Here is a 22798-nt window from a genome sequence, read left to right on the forward strand (position 1 = left end):
CACCGAGGGTCCCCGGTGCGTGCCCTGCGCTCAGCTGGTGGTGTCGGCCTCGAGGTGCGGGGGCAGCTGGTGGCCCATGCGGTCACGCTTCGTGTCCAGGTACCCGGCGTTCTGCGCGGAGATCCCGACGACGAGCGGCACGAGCGCGGACACGGTGATGCCGTGCTCCTCGAGCTGGCGGCGCTTCTCCGGGTTGTTCGACAGCAGTCGGACGCGCGTGATGCCGAGGTCGGCGAGGATCCCGGCGGCTCCGCCGTACTCGCGGGAGTCCGCCGGCAGCCCGAGCGCGAGGTTCGCGTCGAGGGTGTCGAGCCCGTCCTCCTGCAGGCGGTACGCCTTGAGCTTGTTGATGAGCCCGATGCCGCGGCCCTCCTGACCGCGCAGGTACACCACGACACCGCCCTCGGCGGCGATCGTGTCGAGCGCGGCATCGAGCTGCGGGCCGCACTCGCACTTCAGGGATCCGAACGCTTCGCCGGTCAGGCACTCCGAGTGCACGCGGACCAGGGCGTCGTCGCCCGGTGCCGACCCGTCGGGCGCGGGAGCGATGATCGCGACGTGCTCGGCGCTCGTCACGAGGTCGCGGTAGGCGCGCATCTCGAACGTCCCGTGCGTCGTCGGGACGTTGGTCGCGACCTCGAAGTGCACCGGGCTGCCCGGGGTGGGGGAGGTGAGGGCGTCGGTCATGCGGTGCTCCGGTCGTTCTGTGCCTGGTCTGCTGTCGTCGCCGCTCCGGTGGGCGCGGTCCCCTCCGCCGGCCGGCCGGAGCCGGTCCGGGGGCGGTGGGGACGAGCGCGGACCAGGAGGTCGGGGCCCAGGCTGGTGGTGGACGTCACGTCCAACTGGCGGCGGTCGCCGATGCTTCCCACCCCGACGTCGCCGATCGCGACCCGGGGGCCGCCGAGCAGGACCGGGGCGAGGTAGACGAGCACCTCGTCGACCAGGCCGTCCGCGATGAGCGCCGAGGCGACCGTCGGACCGCCCTCGACGAACACCGAGTGGACGCCGTGGTCGCGCAGGGTGCGGAGCGCGTCCGCGAGGTCGTGCCCCGGGAGCGCGAGCAGGCCGCGCGGGTGCCGTCGGACGGCGGCGGTGTCGGGCACCGCGCGGTCGCCGACCACGACGGGGAGGGGCTGGTCGGCGAGGAGCTCGCCCGCGTCGCCGCGCGCCGTCAGGCTCGGGTCGTCGGCGAGCACCGTCCCGGTGCCGACGAGGATCGCGTCGTGCGCGGCCCGCTGCTCGTGGACGTGCTGCCGTGCGGCCGCCCCGGTGATCCAGCGACTCGTGCCGTCGGCCGCGGCGACGCGTCCGTCCAGGCTCGACGCCCACTTCACGGTCACCCACGGGCGTCCGGTGCGGACGGAGAGGAGCCAGCGCTCGAGGAAGGCCTCGGCCTCGTCGGCGAGCAGGCCGGACACGACGTCGACCCCGGCCGCGCGCAACCGGTCGGCCCCGCCGTGCGCGTGCTCGCCCGGGTCGTCGACCGCGTAGACGACCCGTCCGACGCCGGCCTCGATCAGGGCCAGGGCGCACGGTCCGGTGCGGCCGACGTGGTTGCAGGGCTCGAGGGTGACCACCGCGGTGGCACCGCGGAGCTGCTCGGCGGGCACCTCGGCCATCGCGGCGACCTCGGCGTGCGGGGTGCCGGCGCCCCGGTGCCAGCCCTCGCCCAGGACGTCGCCGGCGGGGGAGAGGATCACCGCGCCGACCCGGGCGTGGTCGCCGACGGCCGGCCCGAGCGCGGCGAGCTCGAGCGCGCGGCGCATCGCTCGGCCCTCTGCGGGACGGACCGACGGATCGGGGTTCGTGGTCACGCTCCGACACTACCGACCGGCCGTCGGTGACCCGTCACCCGGTGGTCCCCTGTCAGCGAACGCCGGCGCGTGTCAGCGACCGCCCCGGTGCACGCCCGCGTGCTCCGGTCCGTCGGTGCCGTCCGGGAACGACGCAGCCGGCCAGGGCAGGTCCGACGCCGGTGCACCGTCGGCGCGACGCAGCCCCGTCCACGCCACAGTCGGTCCGCCGTCACGGGCGGGGATGCGGGCGGTCCCGGTGCCGGTGAAGGAGAACCCCGCCGAGCGGGCGACCGACGCCGACCCGACGTTGCCCTCGTAGCACTCCCAGTACACGTCGGGGGCGCCGCGGTCGAACGCCCACGCGACCACGAGTTCGACGGCCTCGTGCATGATCCCGGCACCCCGGGCGGCGGGCGCGAGCCAGAAGCCGAGGTCACGGTGCTCGGTGCGGAAGGAGACCACGCCGACGAGCCAGTCCGAGCCGACCCGCCGGATGCCCCACGTGTACTCGCGGTCGGAGGCCCAGCCGGGGCCGACGAGCGCGTCCACGAAGGTCTGCGCCTCGCGCTCGGTGTACGGCGTCGGGACGGTCGTCCACCGCACCACGGCCGGGTCCTGGCACCCCTCGGTGATCGCAGCCGTGTCGGCCCGGGTGGGCACCGTCAGGCGCACCCGGTCCGACGACAGCGTCAGGGGGAGCATCGTCAGGCGCGGCGGCGCGGCACGAAGCCGATGCGGTCGTACACGCGGGCGAGGGTGGCCTGCGCGATCGCCTCGGCACGGTCCGCGCCGACGGCGAGCAGCCGGTCCAGCTCGGCCGGGTCGTCGAGCAGTTCCAGCGTGCGGGCGCGCACCGGCTCGAGCTCGGCGACGACGGCGTCCGCCACCGCACCCTTGAGGTCGCCGTAGCCCTTGCCCACGAACTGCTCCTCGAGCGACGCGACCGGGGTCCGGGTGAACGCCGTCAGGATCGCGAGCAGGTTGGTCACCCCGGGCTTGGCCTGGCGGTCGGCCCGGATCTCGCGCTCGGTGTCGGTGACGGCCGACCGGATCTTCTTCGCGGTGCGCTTCGGGTCGTCGAGCAGGCGGATCAGCCCGTTGTCCGACGCCGCGGACTTGCTCATCTTGCTCGTCGGGTCCTGCAGGTCGTAGATCCGGGCGGTCTCGGTGCCGATCTGTGCCTTCGGGACGACGAAGGTGTCGCCGAAGCGCGAGTTGAACCGGGTGGCGAGGTCGCGCGTCAGCTCGACGTGCTGGCGCTGGTCGTCACCGACCGGTACGACCGCCGTGTCGTACAGCAGGATGTCCGCCGCCATCAGGATCGGGTAGGTGAACAGGCCGACCGAGGCCGCCTCGGCGCCCTGGCGTGCCGACTTGTCCTTGAACTGGGTCATCCGGCTGGCCTCGCCGAAGCCCGTCAGGGTGTTGAGCACCCACGCGAGCTCGGCGTGCGCCGGCACGTGCGACTGCACGAACAGGGTCGACTTCGTCGGGTCGATGCCGGACGCGATGTACTGCGCCGCGGTCGCCCGCGTGCTCGCCCGGAGTTCCGCCGGGTCCTGCGGCGACGTGATCGCGTGCATGTCGACCACGCAGTAGATGGCGTCGTGGTCGTCCTGCAGGTCACGCCACTGCATGAGCGCCCCGACGTAGTTGCCGAGGTGGAGGGACCCGGCCGAGGGCTGGATGCCGGAGAAGATGCGCGTCGTGGTCATGGTGCTGTTCCTGTACTGCGAGAGTGGAGGGGGAGCGGGTCAGAGCTCGTAGTCGACGACCACGGGAGCGTGGTCGGACCATCGCTGGTCGTACGCCGCGGCGCGGTCGACCGTGTACTGCGTGACCTTCGCGGCGAGGTCGGGGGTGGCCACCTGGTAGTCGATGCGCCAGCCGCTGTCGTTGTCGAACGCCTGGCCGCGCCACGACCACCACGTGTACGGGCCGTCGACGTCGCCGGCCTGGTCGCGTCCGACGTCCACCCAGCCGAGGCCCGGGCCCGTCGAGCCGTCCGCGCCCTCGACGGGTTCGCCCTCGGTCCCGAAGAACCGCGAGAAGTAGGCACGTTCGCGCGGGAGGAACCCGGCGCGCTTGACGTTGCCCTTCCAGTTCTTGATGTCCCGCTGGTCGTGCCCGACGTTGAGGTCGCCGACGACGACCGCGAGCGGGTTGTGCGCGCGCAGCGCCGGCAGCCGCTCGGTCATCGCGTCGAGGAACTTCCACTTCTCGTCCTGCTTCGGGGTGTCGACCTCGCCCGAGTGCACGTAGCAGGACACGACCGTGACGGTGGTGCCGTCGAGCTCGTAGTCGGCCTCGATCCAGCGCCCGGCGGAGTCGAAGTCCGTCGGACCCAGTTCGACGCGGTGGATGTGCGCACGGTGGCGGGAGGCGATCGCGACACCCGCGCGGCCCTTCGCCGTGGCGGGGTCGTGCACGATGTCCCACTCGTCGCCGAGGAGCCCGGCCAGGTCGTCGCTCGATGCGCGGACCTCCTGCAGGGCAAGCACGTCGACCTCGCGCGTGTCGAGCCAGTCGCCCATGCCCTTCCGGAACGCGGCGCGGACGCCGTTCACGTTGACGGATGCGAGGCGCAGGCGTGTCATGCGCAACACCCTACCGGCGGGTCGTGACACCCCTCGTGCGCGGGCTTGTCCCGCGCGGTCGGGCGCGCCACGATGAGCGGCGTGACCGATGCCGTCGACCCGTCGTCCGGGCGCCACGAGCAGGTCGACCGTGCCCTCGTCGCTGCGTCCGAGCTCCTCCGGTACGGCTGGCCGGAGGACGCCGTCGAACCGCTCACGGGCGCCCTCGCCCTGCACGGCGACGACGCCGAGGTCCTGCGCGTCCTCGCCGTGGTCTTCTGGTGGACCGAGGACCTCGATGCCGCGCGGACCGCCGTGCGCCGGGCGATCGCCACGGACCCTGACGACGTCGAGTCCTTCCGACTCGCGGCGCACCTGGCCGAGGCGGCCGGCGACGTCCCCGAGGCGCGCGCGGCCTGGTCGGCGGCGGTCGCGCTCCGTCCGGACGACGGCGACCTGGCGGCGGCCCGGCTCGTCCTGGACCTCCGCACCGGGACCGTCGACCGTGCGACCTACGCGACGGCGACCCGTGCGGCAGCGGCGCACCCCCGGCACGCCGAGGTGAACCTCGCCCTCGCGTGGCTGGCGGACCGGGAGGGCTACCCCGGCACGGCGGAACGCGCGCTGGTCGCCGCGGTCGCGGCGACGCCCGCCGACCCGTGGTCGCGATGGCAGCTCCTGCGTGCCCGGGAGCGGCGGGGCAGCACGATCGCGGTGCTCGCCGACGCGGCGCTCGTGCTCGCCGAGCACCCGGACGCGGTCGGCCCGCTCGGTGCCTTCCGACGGGCTGCGGTCCGGATGGCCTCGTTCGGCACGGCGCTCGTCCTGGTCGGCCTCGTGCTCGCCGCCACCGGCGGGGCGCTCGGTGACACGGCGCTGCACGCGCCCGTCGCGGCGGCGCTGTGGTGCGTGGCGGTGATGATCGGCATCGTCGCGACCGAGGTGGCGGTGCTCCGGCGCCTCGGCCGGTCGTTGCGGACCGGGTGGCCGCCGTTCGTCCGGCTCGTCCGGACGCGCGCCGGCGGGGTCGTGGTCCTGCCGGTGCTGCAGGCGGTCACGCTGGTGGCCGGCGGGCTCCTGCTCGTGCTCGCGGCAAGCGGTGCGCCGGGCGCGGCCGACGGCTGGGTCGCGGCCGTCGGTGGTGCCGGCCTGGTCGGCGCCCTCGGGGTCGGCGGCTTCCTGGACCGCTGGTACGCGTAGCCGGGGACCGGTCCACGGCTCCGCGGACGTGGCGACCCGACGACGGACGGGAGGCGCGGTGCCCGCTGGCACCGCGCCTCCCGTCCGTCAGGTGGTCGCGTCGCGCGACCGGTCTGCTCAGGCCGCGTCGTGGTCCGTCTGCAGGAACTCGACCAGGCTGTCCGCGGTCGCGTCGGCGTCGTCGCCGGTCACCGTCAGGGTGACCTCGTCGCCGTTCTCGATGCCGAGACCGAGGAGGGCGAGGATGCTGCCCGCGTTGCCGGTCTTGTCGCCCTTGGCGATCGTCACCTGGTGGCCGGACGCGGTGACGGTCTGCACGAAGAGGGACGCGGGGCGGGCGTGCAGGCCGGACGCGCTGGCGACGGTGACGGTGCGGGTGGCTTCGGACATGCGTTGACTCCTGTCGACGGGTGGTTCGCTCATGCTAGCGAGCGCGGGGTGGGCGGTTCCGGGGGCTGTCCGGGCGGGACGGACCGTGGTCCGGTCAGTCGCGGCCGGGCCAGAGGACCTCGGTGCCGGCGGCCTCGACCTCGCGCACGAGATCGGCGTTCACGCCGGGGTCGGTGATGATCGTGTCGATCGCGGCGAGCGGGGCGACGCGGCCGAACTCCTCGCGACCGAACTTCGTGTGGTCGGCGAGCAGGATGCTGCGACGGGCGGACTTGATCATCGCGCTCTTCACGGCCGCCTCGGCCATGTTGTGCGTGGTCAGTCCGCGCTCGGGGGTGATCCCGTTGATGCTGATGAACGCCACGTCCACGCTGACCATCCCGATCAGCTGGTGGGTCCAGGTGCCGACGCCGGCGAGCGAGTCGCTGCGGATGTTGCCGCCGAGCAGGTGCAGGTCGATGCCGGACCGGTTCGCGACCGCCATGGCCACGGGCAGCGAGTGCGTGACGACGGTCAGGCCGCGGTCGGTGGGCAGCATCTCGGCCAGGCAGATCGTCGAGGTGCCCGCGTCGATCATGACCGAGCCGTTCTCCGGCAGCTCGGCGAGGGCCGCCTCGGCGATCACCATCTTCTCGGCCTGGTTGATGCCGCCGCGGTCGCCGACGCCCGGGTGCAGCGTGATCCGTTCGACCGGGATCGCGCCGCCGTGGGCGCGCCGGACCAGCCCGCGCCGCTCGAGGCTCGTGAGGTCGCGCCGGATCGTCTCCGGGGTGACCTCGAGCAGCTCGGCGAGGTCCTTCACGTCGACGCGCCCCTGCGAGCGGGCGCGCTCGACGATGCGCTGGTGGCGCTCTGGTGCGTACATCGGACCTCGTCGTCTCGCGGTCGGGGTGGAACGGTCGGGCTGCTCGCTCGGGGCTGCTCGGGCGGGCCGGAACGGACCGGCTCGGACACGATCTCGGCGGAGCGTGCCCGTTCGGTTCGTCCGCCGGACGCAAACGGGCACCTGTTTCTGCATTTTTATCCCCGGATGTGTTTGTTTGTCAACGTGGATCGGGGTAGTGTGATCGCACGCCGCCGCGGTCGGACCCGATTCGTCGCGCGGCTCGCACCCCCAAGCACCTCCGCGTGAGATGAAGGAGTCTCGAATGTCCGAACTGCTCGGCACCGGCGTCGGCCGTGGCGTCGCCCACGGCCCCGTGCTCCGGATGGCGGATCCGCTCGGCGCACCGTCGACGGTCCCGCTCGAGGGTTCGGCGGACGACGCGAAGCAGTCCGTGCACGACGCCCTCGCGGTCGTGGCGGAGGACCTCAACAAGCGCGGGCAGCTCGCCGGTGGCGACGCCCAGGCGGTGCTCGAGGCCCAGGCGCTGATGGCGCAGGACCCGACCCTCCTCGACGACGTGCACGCCCGCATCGACGGCGGCACGAACGCCGAGCGCGCGGTGTTCGAGGCGTTCGGCCAGTTCCGCGACCTGCTCGTCGGCATGGGCGGCTACATGGGGGAGCGCGCCGCCGACCTCGACGACGTCGCCCAGCGCATCGTCGCCAAGCTCCGCGGCGTCCCCGCGCCGGGCGTGCCCGAGTCGGACACGCCGTTCGTGCTCGTCGCCCGCGACCTCGCCCCCGCCGACACCGCGCTGCTCGACCTCGACAAGGTCCTCGCGCTCGTCACCCGTGACGGCGGCCCGACCTCGCACACCGCGATCCTCGCCCGCGCCAAGGGCATCACCGCGATCGTCGGGGTCACCGGGGCCGACGGTCTCGTCGACGGCACCCCCGTCGTCGTGGACGCGGCCGCCGGCACCGTCGTGACCGAGCCGTCCGCCGAGCTCGTCGCCGACGTCGAGCGTCGGATCGCCGACCGTCTCGCCGTCGCGGCCGCACCGCTCACCGCCGGGGCCACGGCCGACGGCCACCTGGTCCCGCTGCTCGCGAACCTCGGCAGCCCCGCCGACGCCGCGGGCGCCGTCGCTCTCGGTGCGGAGGGCGTGGGGCTCTTCCGCACCGAGTTCCTCTTCCTCGACTCGCCGACGGCACCGACCGTCGCGCAGCAGACCGAGTCGTACCGCCAGCTGCTCGAGGCGTTCCCCGGCAAGAAGGTGGTCGTCCGTGCGCTCGACGCCGGTGCCGACAAGCCGCTGCCGTTCCTCACGGACAAGGACGAGGAGAACCCGGCGCTCGGTCGCCGCGGTCTCCGGGCGCTCCGCAACCACGAGGAGGTCCTGCGCGACCAGCTCACCGCGCTGGCGCAGGCCGACGCCGCGACCGAGGCAGACCTCTGGGTGATGGCGCCGATGGTCGCCGACGCCGAGGAGACCGAGTACTTCGTCGACCTGGCCCGCGAGCTCGGCATCCGCACCGCGGGTGTCATGGCCGAGGTGCCCTCGCTCGCGCTGATGGCCGAGCAGGTCCTCACGAGCGCCGACTTCGTGTCGATCGGCACGAACGACCTGACCCAGTACACGATGGCCGCCGACCGCATGCTCGGCACCGTCGCGTCCTACCAGGACCCGTGGCACCCCGCCGTCCTGCGCCTCGTCGCGCAGCTCGGTGCGGCCGGCGCCGACGCGGGCAAGGCCGTCGGCATCTGCGGTGAGGCCGCGGCCGACCCGCTGCTCGCCGTCGTGCTCGTCGGCCTCGGCGCCACCACCCTGTCCATGACCCCCGCGGCCCTGGCCGACGTGCGCGCCGAGCTCGGCCAGCACACGCTCGAGCAGGCCCGCGAGATGGCGAAGGCGGCACTCGCCGCGAGCACCGCGGCGGCGGCCAAGACCGCCGCGGCAGCTGCGCACGCCGCCTAGCCGCAGCACCACAGCAGCACCACACCCCTCCACCACTGCAGCACCCATCACAGAAAGCCAGGCACATGACAACGTCGTCCGTTGCAGCGCCCGACGCACCCGCGAAGTCGCGGGGCGGCGCACGCGTCGCCGTCCAGAAGTTCGGCACGTTCCTCTCCGGCATGGTGATGCCGAACATCGCGATCTTCATCGCGTGGGGCCTCATCACCGCCTTCTTCATCGAGACCGGGTGGACGCCGGTCGGCGTCCTCGGCGGCTTCGGCGAGACGGACGGCGTGGCCAACATCGGTCTCGTCGGCCCGATCCTCACCTACCTGATCCCGCTCGCGATCGCCTTCCAGGGCGGCCGGATGATCTACGAGACCCGCGGCGCCGTCGTGGGCTCGATCATGGCGATGGGTGTCATCATCGGCGCCAACGGCACGATCATGATCCTCGGTGCGATGATCTGCGGTCCGCTCGGTGCGTACCTCATCAAGCAGATCGACAAGATCTGGGACGGCAAGATCAAGCCCGGCTTCGAGATGCTCGTGAACAACTACGCGGCCGGCATCCTCGGCTTCGCGCTCGCGCTCGTCGGCTTCTTCTGGCTGGCCCCGCTGTTCAAGCTCATCGCCGAGGGCCTCGGCGCCGCGGTGAAGTTCCTCGTCGACAGCTCGCTGCTGCCGCTCGCCAGCGTCATCATCGAGCCGGCGAAGGTCTTCTTCCTCAACAACGCCATCAACCACGGCGTGCTCGACCAGCTCGGTGCCCAGCAGGTCCAGGAGTCCGGCAAGAGCATCCTCTTCCTGCTCGAGGCGAACCCCGGCCCCGGTCTCGGCATCCTGCTCGCCTTCACCTTCTTCGGTGTCGGCATCGCCCGCTCGACCGCTCCCGGCGCGATCCTCATCCAGTTCTTCGGTGGCATCCACGAGATCTACTTCCCGTACGTGCTGCAGAAGCCGGTGCTGTTCCTCGCCGTCATCCTCGGTGGTGCGACCGGTGTCGCCACGAACGTCGCCTTCCAGTCCGGTCTCGTCGCCCCGGCCTCGCCCGGTTCGATCATCGCCGTCCTCACCGCCACGGCGAAGGACAGCTACGTCGGCGTCATCCTCTCGGTGGTCCTCTCCGCGGCGGTCTCGTTCGCGGTGGCGTCCTTCTTCCTGCTCGCCAGCCGCAAGCGCGACCTGGCGAACAACGGCGGCGACATGAGCGCCGCGATGGCGAAGCTCCAGGCCAACAAGGGCCGCGACGTCAACGCCGCGACCTCGGGTCTGCTCGGCAACAACTCCCCGGCCAACGAGGAGGAGGCCGAGGCCTCGCTCGGTGGCGTCGGATCGGCGTCGACCACCACGGCGACCCGCGTCGAGAACGTCGTGTTCGCGTGCGACGCCGGCATGGGCTCGAGCGCCATGGGTGCCAGCGTCCTGCGGAACAAGGTCAAGAAGGCGGGCATCGAGGGCGTCACGGTCGTCAACAAGGCGATCGCGAACCTCGACGGCACCGAGGACCTCATCATCACGCAGGAGGAGCTCACCGACCGCGCCAAGCAGAAGAACCCGGGCGCACAGCACGTGTCGGTCGGCAACTTCATGAACGCGCCGCAGTACGACCAGGTCGTCGAGCAGCTCAAGAACCAGTAACGAAGTGCAGTATCGGAGGGGGTGGACCACGGTCCGCCCCCTCCACCACGTCCGCGATCAGCAAGGAGAACCCCCATGCCCGTCCTGCAGGAGAGCCAGATCCGCATCCACACCGAGGACACCGCCCCGACGAAGTCGGAGGCGATGAAGGAGGCGGCCGAGATCCTCGAGGCTGCAGGCGCGGTCACGGCGGACTACTACCCGGCGATGCTCGAGCGTGAGAAGAGCGTCTCGACGTACATGGGCAACTTCCTCGCGATCCCGCACGGCACCAACGACGCGAAGGACGCCATCAAGTCGTCCGCCCTGTCGTTCATCCGCTACGCCACCCCGATCGACTGGGACGGCAACCCCGTGCGCTTCGTCGTCGGCATCGCCGGCGTGAACAACGAGCACCTCGACATCCTGTCCAAGATCGCGATCGTGTTCTCCGACGAGGACGAGGTCCAGAAGCTCACCGACGCCCCGGACACGGCGGCGATCCTGTCGATCCTCGGCGAGGTCAACGAGTGACCACCGGAACGCGCACCGCCGTCCACTTCGGCGCGGGGAACATCGGCCGCGGCTTCGTCGGGCTCCTGCTCCACGAGGCCGGGTACGAGGTCGTCTTCGCCGACGTCGCGGCCCCGCTCATCGACGCACTCGCGGCAGCCGACTCGTACACCGTGCACGAGGTCGGGCAGGGCGCCCAGGACCACGAGGTCACGGCCTTCCGCGCCGTCAACAGCGCGCAGGACGAGGACGGGGTGGTCGCCGAGGTGGCCGCCGCCGACGTCGTCACCTGCGCGGTCGGCCCGACCGTCCTGAAGTTCATCGCGCCCGTCATCGCCCGGGGGCTCGTCGCCCGCGACGCGGACGCCGCTCCGCTCGCCGTGATGGCGTGCGAGAACGCGATCAACGCGACCGACCGGCTGCGCGAGTTCATCGTCGCCGCACTTCCCGAGGAGCAGCGCGACGCCGCGCTCGCCAAGGCGGTCTTCGCGAACACCGCCGTCGACCGCATCGTCCCGCAGCAGCCCGCGGACGGTGGCCTCGACGTGACGGTCGAGACCTACTTCGAGTGGGCGATCGACCGCACCCCCTTCGGCGGGGACGAGCCGGAGATCCCCGGCGCGCACTACGTCGACGGGCTGGCCGCGTCGATCGAGCGCAAGCTCTTCACGGTGAACACCGGGCACGCCACCGTGGCGTACCACGGCTTCCTCGCCGGGGCGGACAAGATCTCGGACGCGATCGCGATCCCCGCGGTCCGGTCGGCGCTCGAGTCCGTGCTCGCCGAGACGAGCGACCTGCTCGTCCGTCGGCACGAGCTCGACCCCGAGGTGCACCGCTCGTACGTCCAGGCGATCATCGGCCGCTTCGAGAACCCGCACCTGCCGGACACCGTGACCCGTGTCGGCCGGCAGCCGCTCCGCAAGCTGTCGCGTGACGAGCGGTTCGTCTCGCCCGCGGCGGCCCTCGCCGAGGACGGCACCGAGCCGACGGCGCTGCTCGACGCGATGGGTGCGGCCCTGCGCTTCGACGTCGCGGACGACGAGCAGAGCGTCGAGCTGCAGCAGCTGCTGCGCTCCGACCGCTCGGACGCCGACGTCGTGACGGAGATCACCGGGCTCGCTGCGGAGCACCCGCTGCACGCGGCGTTCGCCGACCGGGTGCGCGCGACGCGCTCCTAGCGTCGCCACCCCGACGGACGGGAGGCGCGGTGCCGGCTGGCACCGCGCCTCCCGTCCGTTCGTGGTCACCCTGCTGCGCGGGACGCCGTCCGCTCGGCGGGACGCCGTCCGCTGCGCGGGACGCCGTCAGCTGCGCGAGACGCCGCCACTCGCTGAGACGCCGTCCGCTCGGCGGGACGCCGTCCGCTCGGCGGGACGCCGTCCGCTGCGCGGGGCGCCGCCACTCGTCGCGGCGTCTCGTCGACCTGCGGGCGTCTCGGGGAGTCACCGGCGTCGCGAGGCCCTCGTCGAGGGCGGCCGTCACCAGCGGAGTGCGGTGAGGACCGCCCCGGCGGCCTCGACCGTCGCACGGGCGAGTCGCCCGGGGTCGATGCGGCCGGGGCGGCCGAGCGCCGGGTCCCGCCGCAGGACCACGACCGCGCCGACGCCACGGGCACGCAGCGTGCCGAGGTCCGGTGCGGTGCCGCGTGCCGTGCGGTCCACGAGGACGACGACCGTGCGGGCGGGCAGCGACGGGTCGGCCGTGGCGGCGGTGTCGAGCGCGGCGACGGCGTCCGCTGCACCCTCGTCGGACGCGCGTCCGACGACCACGAGCGCGTTCTCCGGTGCCGCCGCCAGGTGTGCGGCGGGGAGCACGTGCGCGCCGGCGTCGTGCACCGCGTCGCGCGTGGTCGCCGGGTCGAGCCGGGGCAGCCGTGACGCGAGCTCGCCGCCGGAGTGGTCCGAGGCCTGCACGACCGCACCGCGCCGTGCACCGGCCGCGTCGACGAGGAGGGCGGCGACCGTCGTCGTGCCCGTTCCGCCGGACACCCCGGCGACGAGCACGGTGCGAGCGCGCTGGACGGCTGCCCGGCGGGTGCCGGGGACCGGGGGGAGTCCGGTCACGAGCCGTCCTCCACGAGCAGTTCGCCGTCGACCTCGGCCGCGAGGGCGCGGACGATCGCGACGCCGACCTCGCCGTGCGCGCCCCAGGGCGCCCAGGCCTCGGTCCACCACAGCGGCGCCCGCAGTGTGGTCCACGGCGCGAGGCGCCGGACCTCCTCCTGGTTGTCGACCCGTTCCGGGTGCTGCACGCTGACGTGCGCGGTGCCGTGGTCGTCGACGACCTCGACCACGGCGTCGCCGTCCAGCGACCGGACGCGCAGTTCCGGGTCGACCGAGGCGCCGGCGTTCACGAAGTCCACGAGCGACGGCGCCGTGGTGGAGAGCACGAGCAGGTCACGGGGCATCGGCCGCTCCCTTCGGGTCGAGGACGGTGGTCGCGGCACCGGTCGCACCGGCAGCCTCGGGTGCCGCCGCGGGGAAGTGGGCGACCTGCACGATCCGCGGCGGTGTCCCGCGACGGACCAGTCGGCCGCGTCCCGGCGGGAACTGCTCGGCGTACACCTTGGGGAACACCTGCCCCTCCGACCGCTCGCCGCTGAGCACCAGTCCGGCCGCGCCGGAGTCGCGCACGGACTGCAGCACGGAGTCGTACACGGCACGGGCCGCACCGGCGACCGGTCGGGTCAGCACGAGGTGCAGACCGAGGTCGCGCGCGGACGGCAGGTAGGGCACCAGGGGAGCGAGCGGGTCGGTGCCGGCGGACGCCACGATGTCGTAGTCGTCCACGAGCACCACGATGCGGGGCCGCGGGCCCGTCGAGGTCCCGGCGGCGCGCTGTTCGAGCTCTGCCGCGATGGCCGCTGCGAGCCCCCGGGCGTCACGGCCGTTGGCGGCGTGCCCGCCGAGGAACTCGTCCGGCGTGCCCGCGGCGGCCGCACCGCGGACGTCCATGAACGCCAGCACGAGCTCGTCTGGCGTGGCGCGCTCCACGAACCCGGCGGCGAGCCCGCGGAGCAGCGAGGTCTTGCCGCTCCGGGTGTCCCCGAACACCAGCAGGTGCTGGTCCTGCGCGGGGTCGAACGCGACGAACTCCATGGTGTCCTGCCGGAGCGCGAAGGGGACCGCGTCGGGCACGGCGAGCGGGTCGGGCAGCTCCGCGGGGTCGAACGACTCCGGGAGCAGTCGGATCGGCGCCGCCGCCGGTCCGCCCCAGCTGTCCGCCACGCGTCGGGCGAGCGCCTCGAGGGCGTCTCCGACGGCGTCGTCGTCGACGTCGTCGAGCACCGGCAGCGCCACCTGGCCGAACCGCTCGTCGCCCGTGAGGACACGGCCCGGCTCGCCGGACTTCAGGGTCGCGGCCGCGGCGCGCGCGATCGTGGAGTCGGCGGGGTCGTTGAGCCGGAGCTCGACGCGCTGCCCGACGAGCGGTTGGTTGGCCAGGCGCAGCTCGTTCCACCGCGTGAGGCCGAGCACGACGTGGATGCCGAAGCTCCCACCGCGCTGCAGCAGGTCGCCGAAGGCGTCCTCGAGCTCCTCGAACTCCGTGCGCATCGCGCCGTACCCGTCGACGAGCAGCACGACGTCCGCCGAGCCGAGCTCCGGGACGCGACCGGCGGCGTGCCGGGTGCGGAGCATCGCGAGCGAGTCGATGCCGTGGTCGCGGAACACGCGCTCGCGGAGGCGGATCATCGCCTGGAGCTCCTCGACGAGGCGCAGGAGCCGGTTGCGGTCGGCCCGCGTGGCGACGCCGCCGACGTGCGGGAAGCCCTCGAGCCGCCCGAGCCCGCCACCGGAGAGGTCCATGCCGTACACGCTCACCTGGCGGGGCGTCGTGGTCAGCGCAACGGACGCCGCGACGGTGCGGAGGAACGTGGTCCGGCCGGACCCCGGCGCACCGATCACGGCGACGTGGCCGCCGCCCTGCGTGAGGTCGAGCACCCACGGCCGCTGCCGCTGTCGGGCGGGGTCATCGAGGAGGCCGATCGGCACGGCGAGTCCCGCGGGGTCGGTCGGGGCCTGCGGGTCGAGCACCGCGCCGAGCGCCAGCCGGTCGGGGAGCGGGGGGAGCCAGACGGGGGCCGTCGCGCGGTCGGCACGGGCCAGGCGTTCCACCACCTCGTCCACGACGCTCCGACCGACGTCGGGCGTCTCGAGCACGGCCTCGACCGGGCCGTCGTCCTCGGCGGCGACCGTGTTGTGGACGGGGAGCTCGAAGGGCTCCGGGGCGTCGTCCTGCGCCGCGGTCACCGCGGTGGGGACGGCCTCGTCGACGGGGCCGGAGACGTAGCCCGACCGGAAGCGCGTGTAGACGCTCGTGTCGACCTTCAGGTACCCGTAGCCGGGGACGGCCGGCAGGTGGAAGGCGTCGCCGGTGTCGAGCACGACCTGGCTCTCGGCCTCCGAGAACGTACGGAGACCGAGCCGGTACGACAGGTAGGTGTCGAGCCCCCGGAGCTTCCCCGCCTCGATGCGCTGGCTCGACAGGAGCAGGTGCACGCCGATCGACCGCCCGATGCGGCCTATCATGAGGAGCAGGTCGACGAACTCCGGCTCGGCGGTGAGGAGCTCGCCGAACTCGTCGATCACGAGGAGCAGGTGCGGCATCGGCGGGAGGTCCGGGCGACGGGTGCGCAGCTCGCGGTAGTGGGTGATCGACGGCGAGGAGCCCGCGTCGCGGAGCAGCTCCTGGCGTCGCCGGACCTCGCCGGCGATCGACGCCCGGGCCCGACGGGTGAGCTGGGGGTCGTCGGCGAGGTTGTCGATGAGGCCGGCGACGTGGGGCAACCGGGCGAACGGCGCGAACGCGGCGCCGCCCTTGTAGTCGACGAGGATCATCGCGAGGTCCTCCGGCGGGTGCGACACCGCCAGGCCGAGGACGAGCGTCCGGAGCATCTCGCTCTTGCCGGAGCCGGTCGCGCCGATGCAGATGCCGTGCGGGCCCATGCCGAGCTGGGCCGACTCCTTGAGGTCGAGCAGCAGCGGGGCGCCGAAGTCGTCGACGCCGATCGGCACCCGGAGGAAGTACCGCGGGGTGCGCGGACGCCAGGTGCGGTCCGGGTCGACGGCGGTGACGTCGGTCACGCCGAGCAGGTCCTGCACGCCGAGCGCGGTCGCCGACTCGGCGCGCTCCTCGGCGTCGGCGGACAGGCGCAGCGGCGCGAGTGCGCGGGCCACGGCGGTCGCGAGGGACGGGGACACCGGGTCGCAGACCGCCGGCTGGACGGGAGCGGGTTCGCCCTCCTCGACGTCCCGCGCGTCGACGATCTCGAGGGTCGTCCGCTCGCGGGCTGCGTCGTCTGCCGGCTGGCTCGTCGCCGTGATGCGGACACGGACGTCGGACGGCTCGTGGAGGCGGTCCGCGACCAGGTGCACGACGGTGACCCGCAGGTCCTCCGGCCGGGTCTCGCCCTCGGGCAGCGCGAGCGGTACGGCGACGCCGCCGTGCTCGTCGGCGACGACCACCAGACGCGGCAGGTCGCTCCGGCGTCCGGCGTTGCCGGACCGTCGCCACATCGCCGCCGAGCGGGCCCGTTCGCCGAGCTCGCCACCGAGGACGCGCGCCAGCGAGGGCACGTCCGGCGCGACCCGGCGGGCCCGCACCGGTCCGTCGAAGGTCCGGTCCATGCGGGCGTGCGGCAGCAGGTCGAACCAGGCCCAGTCCGCGGCGCGCTCCTCGCTGAAGGCCGCGGCGAGGTGGAGGTCCTCGGGGGAGTGCAGCGCCGCGAGCTGGACCGTCAGGGCCCGGGCGACGGCGAGCACGGCCTGCCGGTCGCCGACCACCGAGACGTCGCCGGCCTCGTCGAGACGGACGGTGATCGGCATGGCGTGGACCGTGCCGTAGTGCTCGGCGACCTGTTCGAGCTCGGCGAGCATCAGCGGGTCGAGCGGCTGCACCGGGTTCTGGTCCGGCGGGACCACGAGGTCGAGCCAGCCGACGTCACCGGAGCCGACCCGGACGCGCAGGAAGTCGCCGTGCGTCCGCCGTCGCTCCCAGAGGCGTGCGGGGTCGGCGACCACGCGCGGCAGCGTCTCCGGCGCCGGGTCGACGTGCTCGGCCCGCTCACGGACCGCCGTCGTCCGTGCGCGGAGGTCGCCGCGGAGCTCCTCGAGGTGGTCGAGGTACCGCTCGCGCTGCGTCCGACGGTTGCGGACGGCGTTGCCGCGCTGCGTGAAGGCCATGCCGAGTCCGCCGACGAGGGCGACGACGAAGACGAGCGCCGCGACGACCATGAGCACCGGGTTGTTGCCGCGGAGCACCACCATCATCACCACGGACGACACCGCGCCGACGACGGGCAGCAGGGACTGCAGCGGCAGGCCGCCGCTCGGACCCTCGGGGAGCTGCGGCGGCGGTGCCAGCTGCTCGGCCTCCGGTCGCACGAGCGGCGTGGACACGCGGGCGGGGCGGTGCACGATGCGGTTCACCGGTGTGCCTCCGGAGCGGGGCGACCGACGGCGGCGTCGACGAGGGCCGCGGTCAGGTGGACGAGGGCCGTGCGGACGGCTGCGGGTCGGGTTCCGCCGGCGCGCGACGGGTCCGACGCCACGGGGTGGACCTCGTGCCCCGGCCAGCCCGCCGCCGTCCGGGCCGCGCGGAGGCCCGTCCCCGTGGTGTCCACCGGGACGACGAGGACGCGCGTGCCCTCGGCGTGCCGTCGGACGGCCTCGGCGTGGGCGACGCCCTCCTCGATGCCGGCGCGGTCGGCACCGGTCACGAGGGCGACCACGTGTGCGTCCGCCGCCACCGACCCGAGGTCGACGAAGGGGGACCGCGATCCCCAGTCGCCGACGACGACGTCGAAGAAGCGTGCGATCGGGTCGACCGCCGCCGCCCACTCGGACGGCGAGGCCTGTCGTGACGGGCTGCGCGGGTCGCCGGTGCGGAGCACGTGCAGGCCCGCCGGGGTGACGGGCAGACCGTCGAGGGCGTCCCACGACGTGCGTGCCACCCGGCGGCGGTCCGACGCGGGCGTCGGGTCCGTGTCGGGCGATCCCGCGTACGCCGCGAAGGACCGGGACCCGGCCGCGCCGTCGACGCCGAGGACACGTCCGGGGCGCCGACGGGCGAGCACCGTCGCGACCGCGGCCGCGGTGGCCGAGCAGCCGGTGCCCCCGCGCAGCGAGGCGAAGGCGATGCGGCGGCTCGTGGGGACGCCCTGGCAGATCGCGCGGTGGGCGTCGTCGAGCTCGCGTGCGCCGCCGGCGACACTGCCGAAGAACGCCCGGCCGAGCGCGGGCACCACGTCGTCGATGAGTCGCATCGTCAGAACGTCTCCAGGAGTGCCTCGAACAGCCCGAAGGTCCCGAGCAGCAGGGGGAGCAGGACGACCACCGCGATCGTCTCGAGGACGTTGCCGGCCGAGCGCAGGCGAGCCCGGGTGTGCGCCGCCGGTCGGACGCCGGCCAGCACCGCACCGAGGACGGCGACGCCCGCCAGGAGCGCGAGCACGAGGACCGGATGCGTGACGGCGTGTGCGACGAGTCCGAGGACCGCGGCGACGAGCACGGCGCTCCAGAGCAGCACGCCCTGCAGCGCGAGCGGGAACGCGCGGGTGCGCAGGGCCGCCACGAGCACCGTCGCCGTCCCGAGCCCGACGGCCCACGGGTCGCCGTCGGCCAGGAGCGCTGCGCCGGACAGTGCCAGCGGTGCGGCGACCGCGGCGGTCGTCCAGTCGAGCGCGCGGTAGGAGTCGTCGAGGGCCCGGACGACGCGCTCGCGCTGCACCCTGGTGCCGGAACCGACCTGGTCGTCGAGTCCGGTCAGTCCCGCCGACGACATCGCGACGGCGGGCAGCAGGCCGCACACCGCGACGGCGGCGACCGCGACGACACCCCAGCCGGCCGCCTGCGGGGCCGGTGTGGTCCACGCGACCATGCCGAGTGCGGGCAGCACGACACCGACGACCGACGCGACTCCGACCGAGCGGTTCCGCGCTCCGACCCCGAGGCCGAGTCCGAGCGCGAGCCACACCCAGACGAGCACCACCGCAGCGGTCATCGCCGGACCGTCGCCGTCACGACCGACGAGCGGCCCGACGGCGAGTCCCAGCGGCAGGCCGAGGCCGGTCGCCGCGGCGGTGCAGGCGATGCCGGTCCACCGAGCGCCCGCGCGGCCGGCGACGACCGCCGCCAGCGCCAGGACCACGCCGAGCACGACGAGCACCGCGGGCACCACCGCCGGCGACGCCGACCCGCCGGCCAGCGCCGCACGGATGCTCGCGACGGTGGAGACGGCCACGAGCAGCAGCCCGGCCACGGACGCCGACGCCCCGAGGGCCACGGCGGCGACGGCCTGACGCGCGGCATCGCCCCAGCCGTCCTGCCGACGGCCGAGCGAGTCGGCCACGGCGTCGGTCACGTCGGACACCTCGGGCGGCGGCGGTGCGTCCGCGCGACGGACCAGGTGCAGGACCTCGCCGTCGGCGATCTCCTGCGCGGCGGCGTCCTCGGCGAGGGAGACCTCCTCCCCGGTCACGCGGACGATCGCCACCGGCTGCGCGCTGTCCGCCACGGGCTCGTCGAGGATGTCGACGAACCGCGGCAGCAGCCCTGCGAAGGGCTCGTCGGAGGCGACGACGACGTCGGCACGACGCCCGACCCCGACGACGGTCACCCGGGTGAAGTCGGTCACTTGACGATCTCCTGTTGCTGTCGTTGCTGGGCGGCCGCCTGCTCGGCGAGCGCGTTCGTGACGAAGGAGTACCCGAGGCACCCGACGCCGACGACCGCGGCGAGCACGATGCTCCCGACGAAGCGCTTCACGTTGTCGTTCACGACCCGTCGGTCGGCGAGGCGGCCGAGCACGAACGCCTGCCGCAGCCGGCGTCGGTGCGTCGCGACGCTCTCGAGCAGGACGGCGTCACTGTTCCGTGGCACGGCGTACCTCTTCCCTCGTCCGGTCGTCCAGGCCGACCGCATCGGCCACGCGGTCCGCGCCGACGTGCTCGACGACCGCGGCCAGCTCCTCGACGGCGTCCGCGCCGTCGCGTCGGCCGAACGGCAGGACGAGCGCGGGGATCCGGGGCTTGCCCGCCACGATCGCGCCGAAGCGCTCGCGGAACACCTCGACGTCGAGGCCGAGGTCCCGCACGGCCGGGGCGCCGAGCAGCATCGCGACGGGACGCGGGGCGGCGGCCAGGCGCGGTGCCTGGGCGAGGTCCGCACGCCCGGGGCGGCGGAGGACGAGCGCGAAGAGCGGCAGCTGCGCGGCGGCGAGCCGGCCGAGCACCTGCGGCACCGCGGCGACCCGGACGGCCGTCACGTCGCCGCCGACCGGTCCGACCGCCAGGAGCCCGGTCGTGAGCTCCTCGACGCCGAGGTCGGTGCGCTGGGCCGTGACGGTGAGGGCGACGGGCGCGTCCGCGGAGCCGACGACCACCAGCCGGGTCGGGTCCGGCATGCGACTCCGCGCCGCCTCCGTGAGGGCGCGACGGTCCCACGGGCGTCCGGCCGGCTCGTGGGTGCCCCACCCCGACGGTGCCCCGCCGGCGAGCTCGGTCGCGAGCAGCTCGGCGGTCGTGCCGAGCACGGTCTCCGCAGCGGCACGGTGTCGGACGGAGACCGACACGACGAGCTGTTCGGTGCGGAGCTCCTGCGGCCGGAGGAACCCGACCGCGACGTCCTCGACGCTCGTCGGCGGCGGCAGCCGCAGGGCGTCGGTGAAGTGCTCGAGCCGTCCGCCGTCGAGCCCGTTGCGCAGGCCGTCGTCGCCGCGGACCGCCCACGCGCCGCCCGCGTCGGTCAGCGCCTGGCGGTAGGCCTCGGTCAGCACGGACAGTCCGTCGGTGACGAGCACGGGGCGAGCCCCCTCGGTCGCCGCCCGTCCGAGCAGGTCTGCCTGGGCGCGGCCGAGGCGGACGACGGCCGCGCGGCTCTCGGTGCGGATGCTGCCGTCACCCGCCGAGTCCACCAGCGGGTGCGGGGCCTCGGGCCGGTCGTCCCGGGCGTCCTTCCGGCGGGGTCGGTCGAGCCACGCGGTCACGAGGGGCTCCCGATCCGGTCCACGACGAACGCGTGGTCGCCGATGCGCACGGTCGTGCCCGCCGACACGGCCAGGTCGACCCCGGCCACGAGGTCCTCGAAGGAGGAGTCCGCGCGGACCACCGACGTGCCGTTCGTCGAACCGAGGTCGCGGACGAGGAGTCCGCTGCCCGACTGCACGAGGGCGACGTGCGTCTTGGACAGGGTGCGCGAGAGGTCGGGCACCGCGACGACCGCGATGCCGGGCTCGGCCTCGGGGTTGCGCCCGACGACGCACGTGCCGTGGAACCAGTGCACGGTGCCCGATTCGAAGCGCAGCACGACGGCGTCGTCGGGCGCCGGCTCGGTCGGTGGTGCCGCGGGCGACGCGGCGGTCGCGGGGCCGACCGTGGTGCCGTCCGCACCACCCGCGCGACGGGTGGTGTCGTGGAGGGCCGCACCCGGGCCTCCCGTCCGGCCGTCGGCGTCGTGTGCCGGTGCGGAGACGGGGCGGACCCCTGCCGCGGCGACGGCGCCGAAGGCGGTGCCGAGCGGCGGGAGCGACGGCGTCAGCGGATCACGTCCGCGACGGAGGGACGCGGTCAGCGTGCCGGTCGCGCGGGCCCAGGGCCCGGCGGCGGCGACGTGGTGCGGGCCACGTCGGAGACGACCCAACTGCGTGGAGGGTCCGGCCGGCAGCGCGTCGTCGACGTCGACGACGCGGGTCCGCAGGACCAGCCCACCCGGTCCACGCCCCGTCCTGGAGGCGCGGCCCACCACGACCGCGGCCGTCACGACGACGCCCACCACGCCACCCACCACGAGGGACACGACGGGTCCGGCCGGCGACACGACCGCGTGCGCGAGGACGAGGAGGAGTGCGCCGAGCGCACCGCCGAGCAGGCAGGTCACGACGTCGAGCAGGCGGGCCAGGGTGACGGCTCCCGTGGTCGCGACGACCACGTCGCGCAGTGCGTCGTGCTCGGCGCCGCTCACCGTGCGGCCGAGCAGCGCACCGCAGTCGGTGCAGAACCGTTGCCCGGGCGACGACGGCGCGCCGCACCGCCCGCAGGTCGTCACGGGGACGACCGTCTCGACGACGAACGACATGCCTCACCTCCCATCGGCACGTCGATCATGTCAGACCGAGGGGGTGACTCGTGCTGGCCTGTGGACTATGGTGTTGGCGTTCGCTGTCACCCGTTCACGGGGTGGGGGAAGAGCCGTCGTCCGGAGTACGGATGACGGAACAGACAGAGAGGATGCGCGATGAAGTTCGCCATGGGGGCCCAGGTCCTCACCAACCTGACCAAGCAGACGTCCGGCGCCTCGGGGGACCTCGGCACGCTCGTCCGTCGCCTCGCCGACTCGGCCGAACCGCTCCAGGGCCGGTTCAACGGTGCCGGCCGTGCCGCCTTCGACCGCTTCAAGGCCGAGACGGACACCATCGCCAACGAGCTGAACGGCGCCCTCGCGAGCGTCCTGCAGGGCATCTCCGGCATGGACCGCTCCTTCCAGGAGGGCGACCAGGACATGGCGCAGTCCACGAGCTCGCTCGAGGGCAGCTCCAACTTCGACGCGGCCCGCTTCAGCGGTCGCGCCTGACGGATCTCCGGGGAGAGGGAGGACACACCATGAGCGGTGGAAACCAGGCAGATCGTCGCGACTACGACGTGGCGGCGTCGCAGAACGCGCAGGACAACTTCAACGCCGTCGCGGCGCAGCTCGAGGCGCTCATCGCCCAGCGCGACTCCGACGTCAAGGCCGCGATGGCGGACTACCAGGCCGACGGGGTGTCGGACGAGTACCACGCCAAGGAACAGCGGTGGAACACCGTCGCGGGCGAGGTCAAGCAGATCATCGCCACACTGCGCTCCTCGCTGCAGTCGAACGACGAGTCGGCGCAGTCGGCGATCAGCAAGGCGAAGTCGGCCGTCGGCAACATCGGCTGAC

Annotated in this window: 21 protein-coding genes and 1 pseudogene; 7 read left to right on the plus strand and 15 right to left on the minus strand. The window is 74.0% G+C overall.

Features of this window, described 5'->3' with window-relative positions; genetic code table 11:
* Positions 1 to 30 precede the first annotated feature (30 nt).
* The 5 genes and pseudogenes from ribA to QUG92_RS01765 all read right to left on the minus strand — a co-directional run.
* Positions 31 to 654, minus strand: a pseudogene (gene ribA / locus QUG92_RS01745) (GTP cyclohydrolase II); the annotation flags it as partial.
* Between the two features lie 29 nt (positions 655 to 683).
* A complete protein-coding gene (ribD, locus tag QUG92_RS01750; protein WP_289457558.1) occupies positions 684 to 1766 on the minus strand; it encodes a bifunctional diaminohydroxyphosphoribosylaminopyrimidine deaminase/5-amino-6-(5-phosphoribosylamino)uracil reductase RibD in 1083 nt (360 codons plus the stop codon).
* A gap of 120 nt (positions 1767 to 1886) precedes the next feature.
* A complete protein-coding gene (locus QUG92_RS01755; protein ID WP_289457459.1) occupies positions 1887 to 2498 on the minus strand; it encodes a GNAT family N-acetyltransferase in 612 nt (203 codons plus the stop codon).
* A 2-nt stretch (positions 2499 to 2500) separates the two neighbouring features.
* The gene (gene trpS, locus QUG92_RS01760; RefSeq protein WP_289457460.1) at positions 2501 to 3511 is read right to left on the minus strand and encodes a tryptophan--tRNA ligase; all 1011 of its coding nucleotides are present in this window, start codon (positions 3509 to 3511) and stop codon (positions 2501 to 2503) included.
* 39 nt (positions 3512 to 3550) lie between these two features.
* Complete coding sequence (locus tag QUG92_RS01765) at positions 3551 to 4393, minus strand: exodeoxyribonuclease III (protein ID WP_182046593.1); 843 nt, start codon at positions 4391 to 4393, stop codon at positions 3551 to 3553.
* An 81-nt stretch (positions 4394 to 4474) separates the two neighbouring features.
* Between QUG92_RS01765 and QUG92_RS01770 the strand changes: the two genes are divergently transcribed.
* Positions 4475 to 5572, plus strand: a complete 1098-nt coding sequence (locus QUG92_RS01770; protein WP_289457461.1) for a tetratricopeptide repeat protein — start codon at positions 4475 to 4477, stop codon at positions 5570 to 5572.
* A 117-nt stretch (positions 5573 to 5689) separates the two neighbouring features.
* Here the strand turns inward: QUG92_RS01770 and QUG92_RS01775 are convergent, their stop codons facing one another.
* Together QUG92_RS01775 and QUG92_RS01780 are read right to left on the minus strand one after the other, a co-directional pair.
* Positions 5690 to 5962 carry an HPr family phosphocarrier protein gene (locus tag QUG92_RS01775; protein WP_069712190.1) on the minus strand — a complete coding sequence of 91 codons (273 nt, stop codon included), beginning with the start codon at positions 5960 to 5962 and terminating at the stop codon, positions 5690 to 5692.
* 94 nt (positions 5963 to 6056) lie between these two features.
* Entirely contained in the window at positions 6057 to 6827 is a 771-nt protein-coding gene (locus QUG92_RS01780) for a DeoR/GlpR family DNA-binding transcription regulator (RefSeq protein ID WP_058728882.1), read from the minus strand.
* Between the two features lie 283 nt (positions 6828 to 7110).
* Here QUG92_RS01780 and ptsP point away from each other — a divergent pair, with 283 nt between their 5' ends.
* The 4 genes from ptsP (at position 7111) to QUG92_RS01800 (ending at position 12061) form a co-directional block, all read left to right on the plus strand.
* Positions 7111 to 8766 (plus strand): phosphoenolpyruvate--protein phosphotransferase, encoded by a 1656-nt coding sequence (ptsP, locus tag QUG92_RS01785; RefSeq protein ID WP_289457462.1) that lies wholly within the window; start codon positions 7111 to 7113, stop codon positions 8764 to 8766.
* 65 nt (positions 8767 to 8831) lie between these two features.
* Entirely contained in the window at positions 8832 to 10388 is a 1557-nt protein-coding gene (locus tag QUG92_RS01790) for a PTS mannitol transporter subunit IIBC (protein WP_182046590.1), read from the plus strand.
* Between the two features lie 75 nt (positions 10389 to 10463).
* The gene (locus QUG92_RS01795; RefSeq protein ID WP_022907882.1) at positions 10464 to 10901 is read left to right on the plus strand and encodes a PTS mannitol transporter subunit IIA; all 438 of its coding nucleotides are present in this window, start codon (positions 10464 to 10466) and stop codon (positions 10899 to 10901) included.
* Positions 10898 to 12061, plus strand: a complete 1164-nt coding sequence (locus QUG92_RS01800) for a mannitol-1-phosphate 5-dehydrogenase (protein WP_289457463.1) — start codon at positions 10898 to 10900, stop codon at positions 12059 to 12061. The genes QUG92_RS01795 and QUG92_RS01800 overlap by 4 nt, the downstream gene beginning before the upstream one ends.
* Positions 12062 to 12361: 300 nt before the next feature.
* Here the strand turns inward: QUG92_RS01800 and QUG92_RS01805 are convergent, their stop codons facing one another.
* From QUG92_RS01805 to QUG92_RS01840, 8 genes are read right to left on the minus strand one after another with little or no spacing between them, the layout of a single operon-like run.
* On the minus strand, positions 12362 to 12946 hold the full coding sequence (locus tag QUG92_RS01805) for a hypothetical protein (protein ID WP_289457464.1): 585 nt from the start codon (positions 12944 to 12946) through the stop codon (positions 12362 to 12364).
* Positions 12943 to 13290 carry a hypothetical protein gene (locus QUG92_RS01810; protein WP_289457465.1) on the minus strand — a complete coding sequence of 116 codons (348 nt, stop codon included), beginning with the start codon at positions 13288 to 13290 and terminating at the stop codon, positions 12943 to 12945. The genes QUG92_RS01805 and QUG92_RS01810 overlap by 4 nt, the downstream gene beginning before the upstream one ends.
* Positions 13280 to 17311, minus strand: a complete 4032-nt coding sequence (gene eccCa / locus QUG92_RS01815) for a type VII secretion protein EccCa (protein ID WP_289457466.1) — start codon at positions 17309 to 17311, stop codon at positions 13280 to 13282. The genes QUG92_RS01810 and eccCa overlap by 11 nt, the downstream gene beginning before the upstream one ends.
* Positions 17308 to 18147 carry a PLP-dependent aminotransferase family protein gene (locus QUG92_RS01820; protein WP_289457467.1) on the minus strand — a complete coding sequence of 280 codons (840 nt, stop codon included), beginning with the start codon at positions 18145 to 18147 and terminating at the stop codon, positions 17308 to 17310. Before QUG92_RS01820 ends, eccCa begins: the two co-directional genes overlap by 4 nt.
* A 2-nt stretch (positions 18148 to 18149) precedes the next feature.
* Positions 18150 to 19517: an EsaB/YukD family protein gene (locus QUG92_RS01825; protein ID WP_182046583.1), complete on the minus strand. Its 1368-nt coding sequence runs from the start codon at positions 19515 to 19517 to the stop codon at positions 18150 to 18152.
* Complete coding sequence (locus QUG92_RS01830; protein WP_069712200.1) at positions 19514 to 19762, minus strand: hypothetical protein; 249 nt, start codon at positions 19760 to 19762, stop codon at positions 19514 to 19516. Before QUG92_RS01830 ends, QUG92_RS01825 begins: the two co-directional genes overlap by 4 nt.
* The gene (locus tag QUG92_RS01835; protein ID WP_182046582.1) at positions 19746 to 20867 is read right to left on the minus strand and encodes a DUF6177 family protein; all 1122 of its coding nucleotides are present in this window, start codon (positions 20865 to 20867) and stop codon (positions 19746 to 19748) included. The genes QUG92_RS01830 and QUG92_RS01835 overlap by 17 nt, the downstream gene beginning before the upstream one ends.
* Positions 20864 to 21955, minus strand: coding sequence for an FHA domain-containing protein (locus QUG92_RS01840; RefSeq protein WP_182046581.1), 1092 nt, complete (start codon positions 21953 to 21955; stop codon positions 20864 to 20866). Before QUG92_RS01840 ends, QUG92_RS01835 begins: the two co-directional genes overlap by 4 nt.
* Positions 21956 to 22114: 159 nt before the next feature.
* Here QUG92_RS01840 and QUG92_RS01845 point away from each other — a divergent pair, with 159 nt between their 5' ends.
* Together QUG92_RS01845 and QUG92_RS01850 are read left to right on the plus strand one after the other, a co-directional pair.
* Positions 22115 to 22450, plus strand: a complete 336-nt coding sequence (locus QUG92_RS01845) for a WXG100 family type VII secretion target (protein WP_069712202.1) — start codon at positions 22115 to 22117, stop codon at positions 22448 to 22450.
* Positions 22451 to 22479: 29 nt separating this feature from the next.
* A complete protein-coding gene (locus QUG92_RS01850) occupies positions 22480 to 22797 on the plus strand; it encodes a pore-forming ESAT-6 family protein (protein ID WP_069712203.1) in 318 nt (105 codons plus the stop codon).
* Position 22798 lies beyond the last annotated feature (1 nt).

Origin of the sequence: Curtobacterium citri, from assembly GCF_030362955.1 — a bacterium.
Taxonomy (GTDB): domain Bacteria; phylum Actinomycetota; class Actinomycetes; order Actinomycetales; family Microbacteriaceae; genus Curtobacterium; species Curtobacterium citri.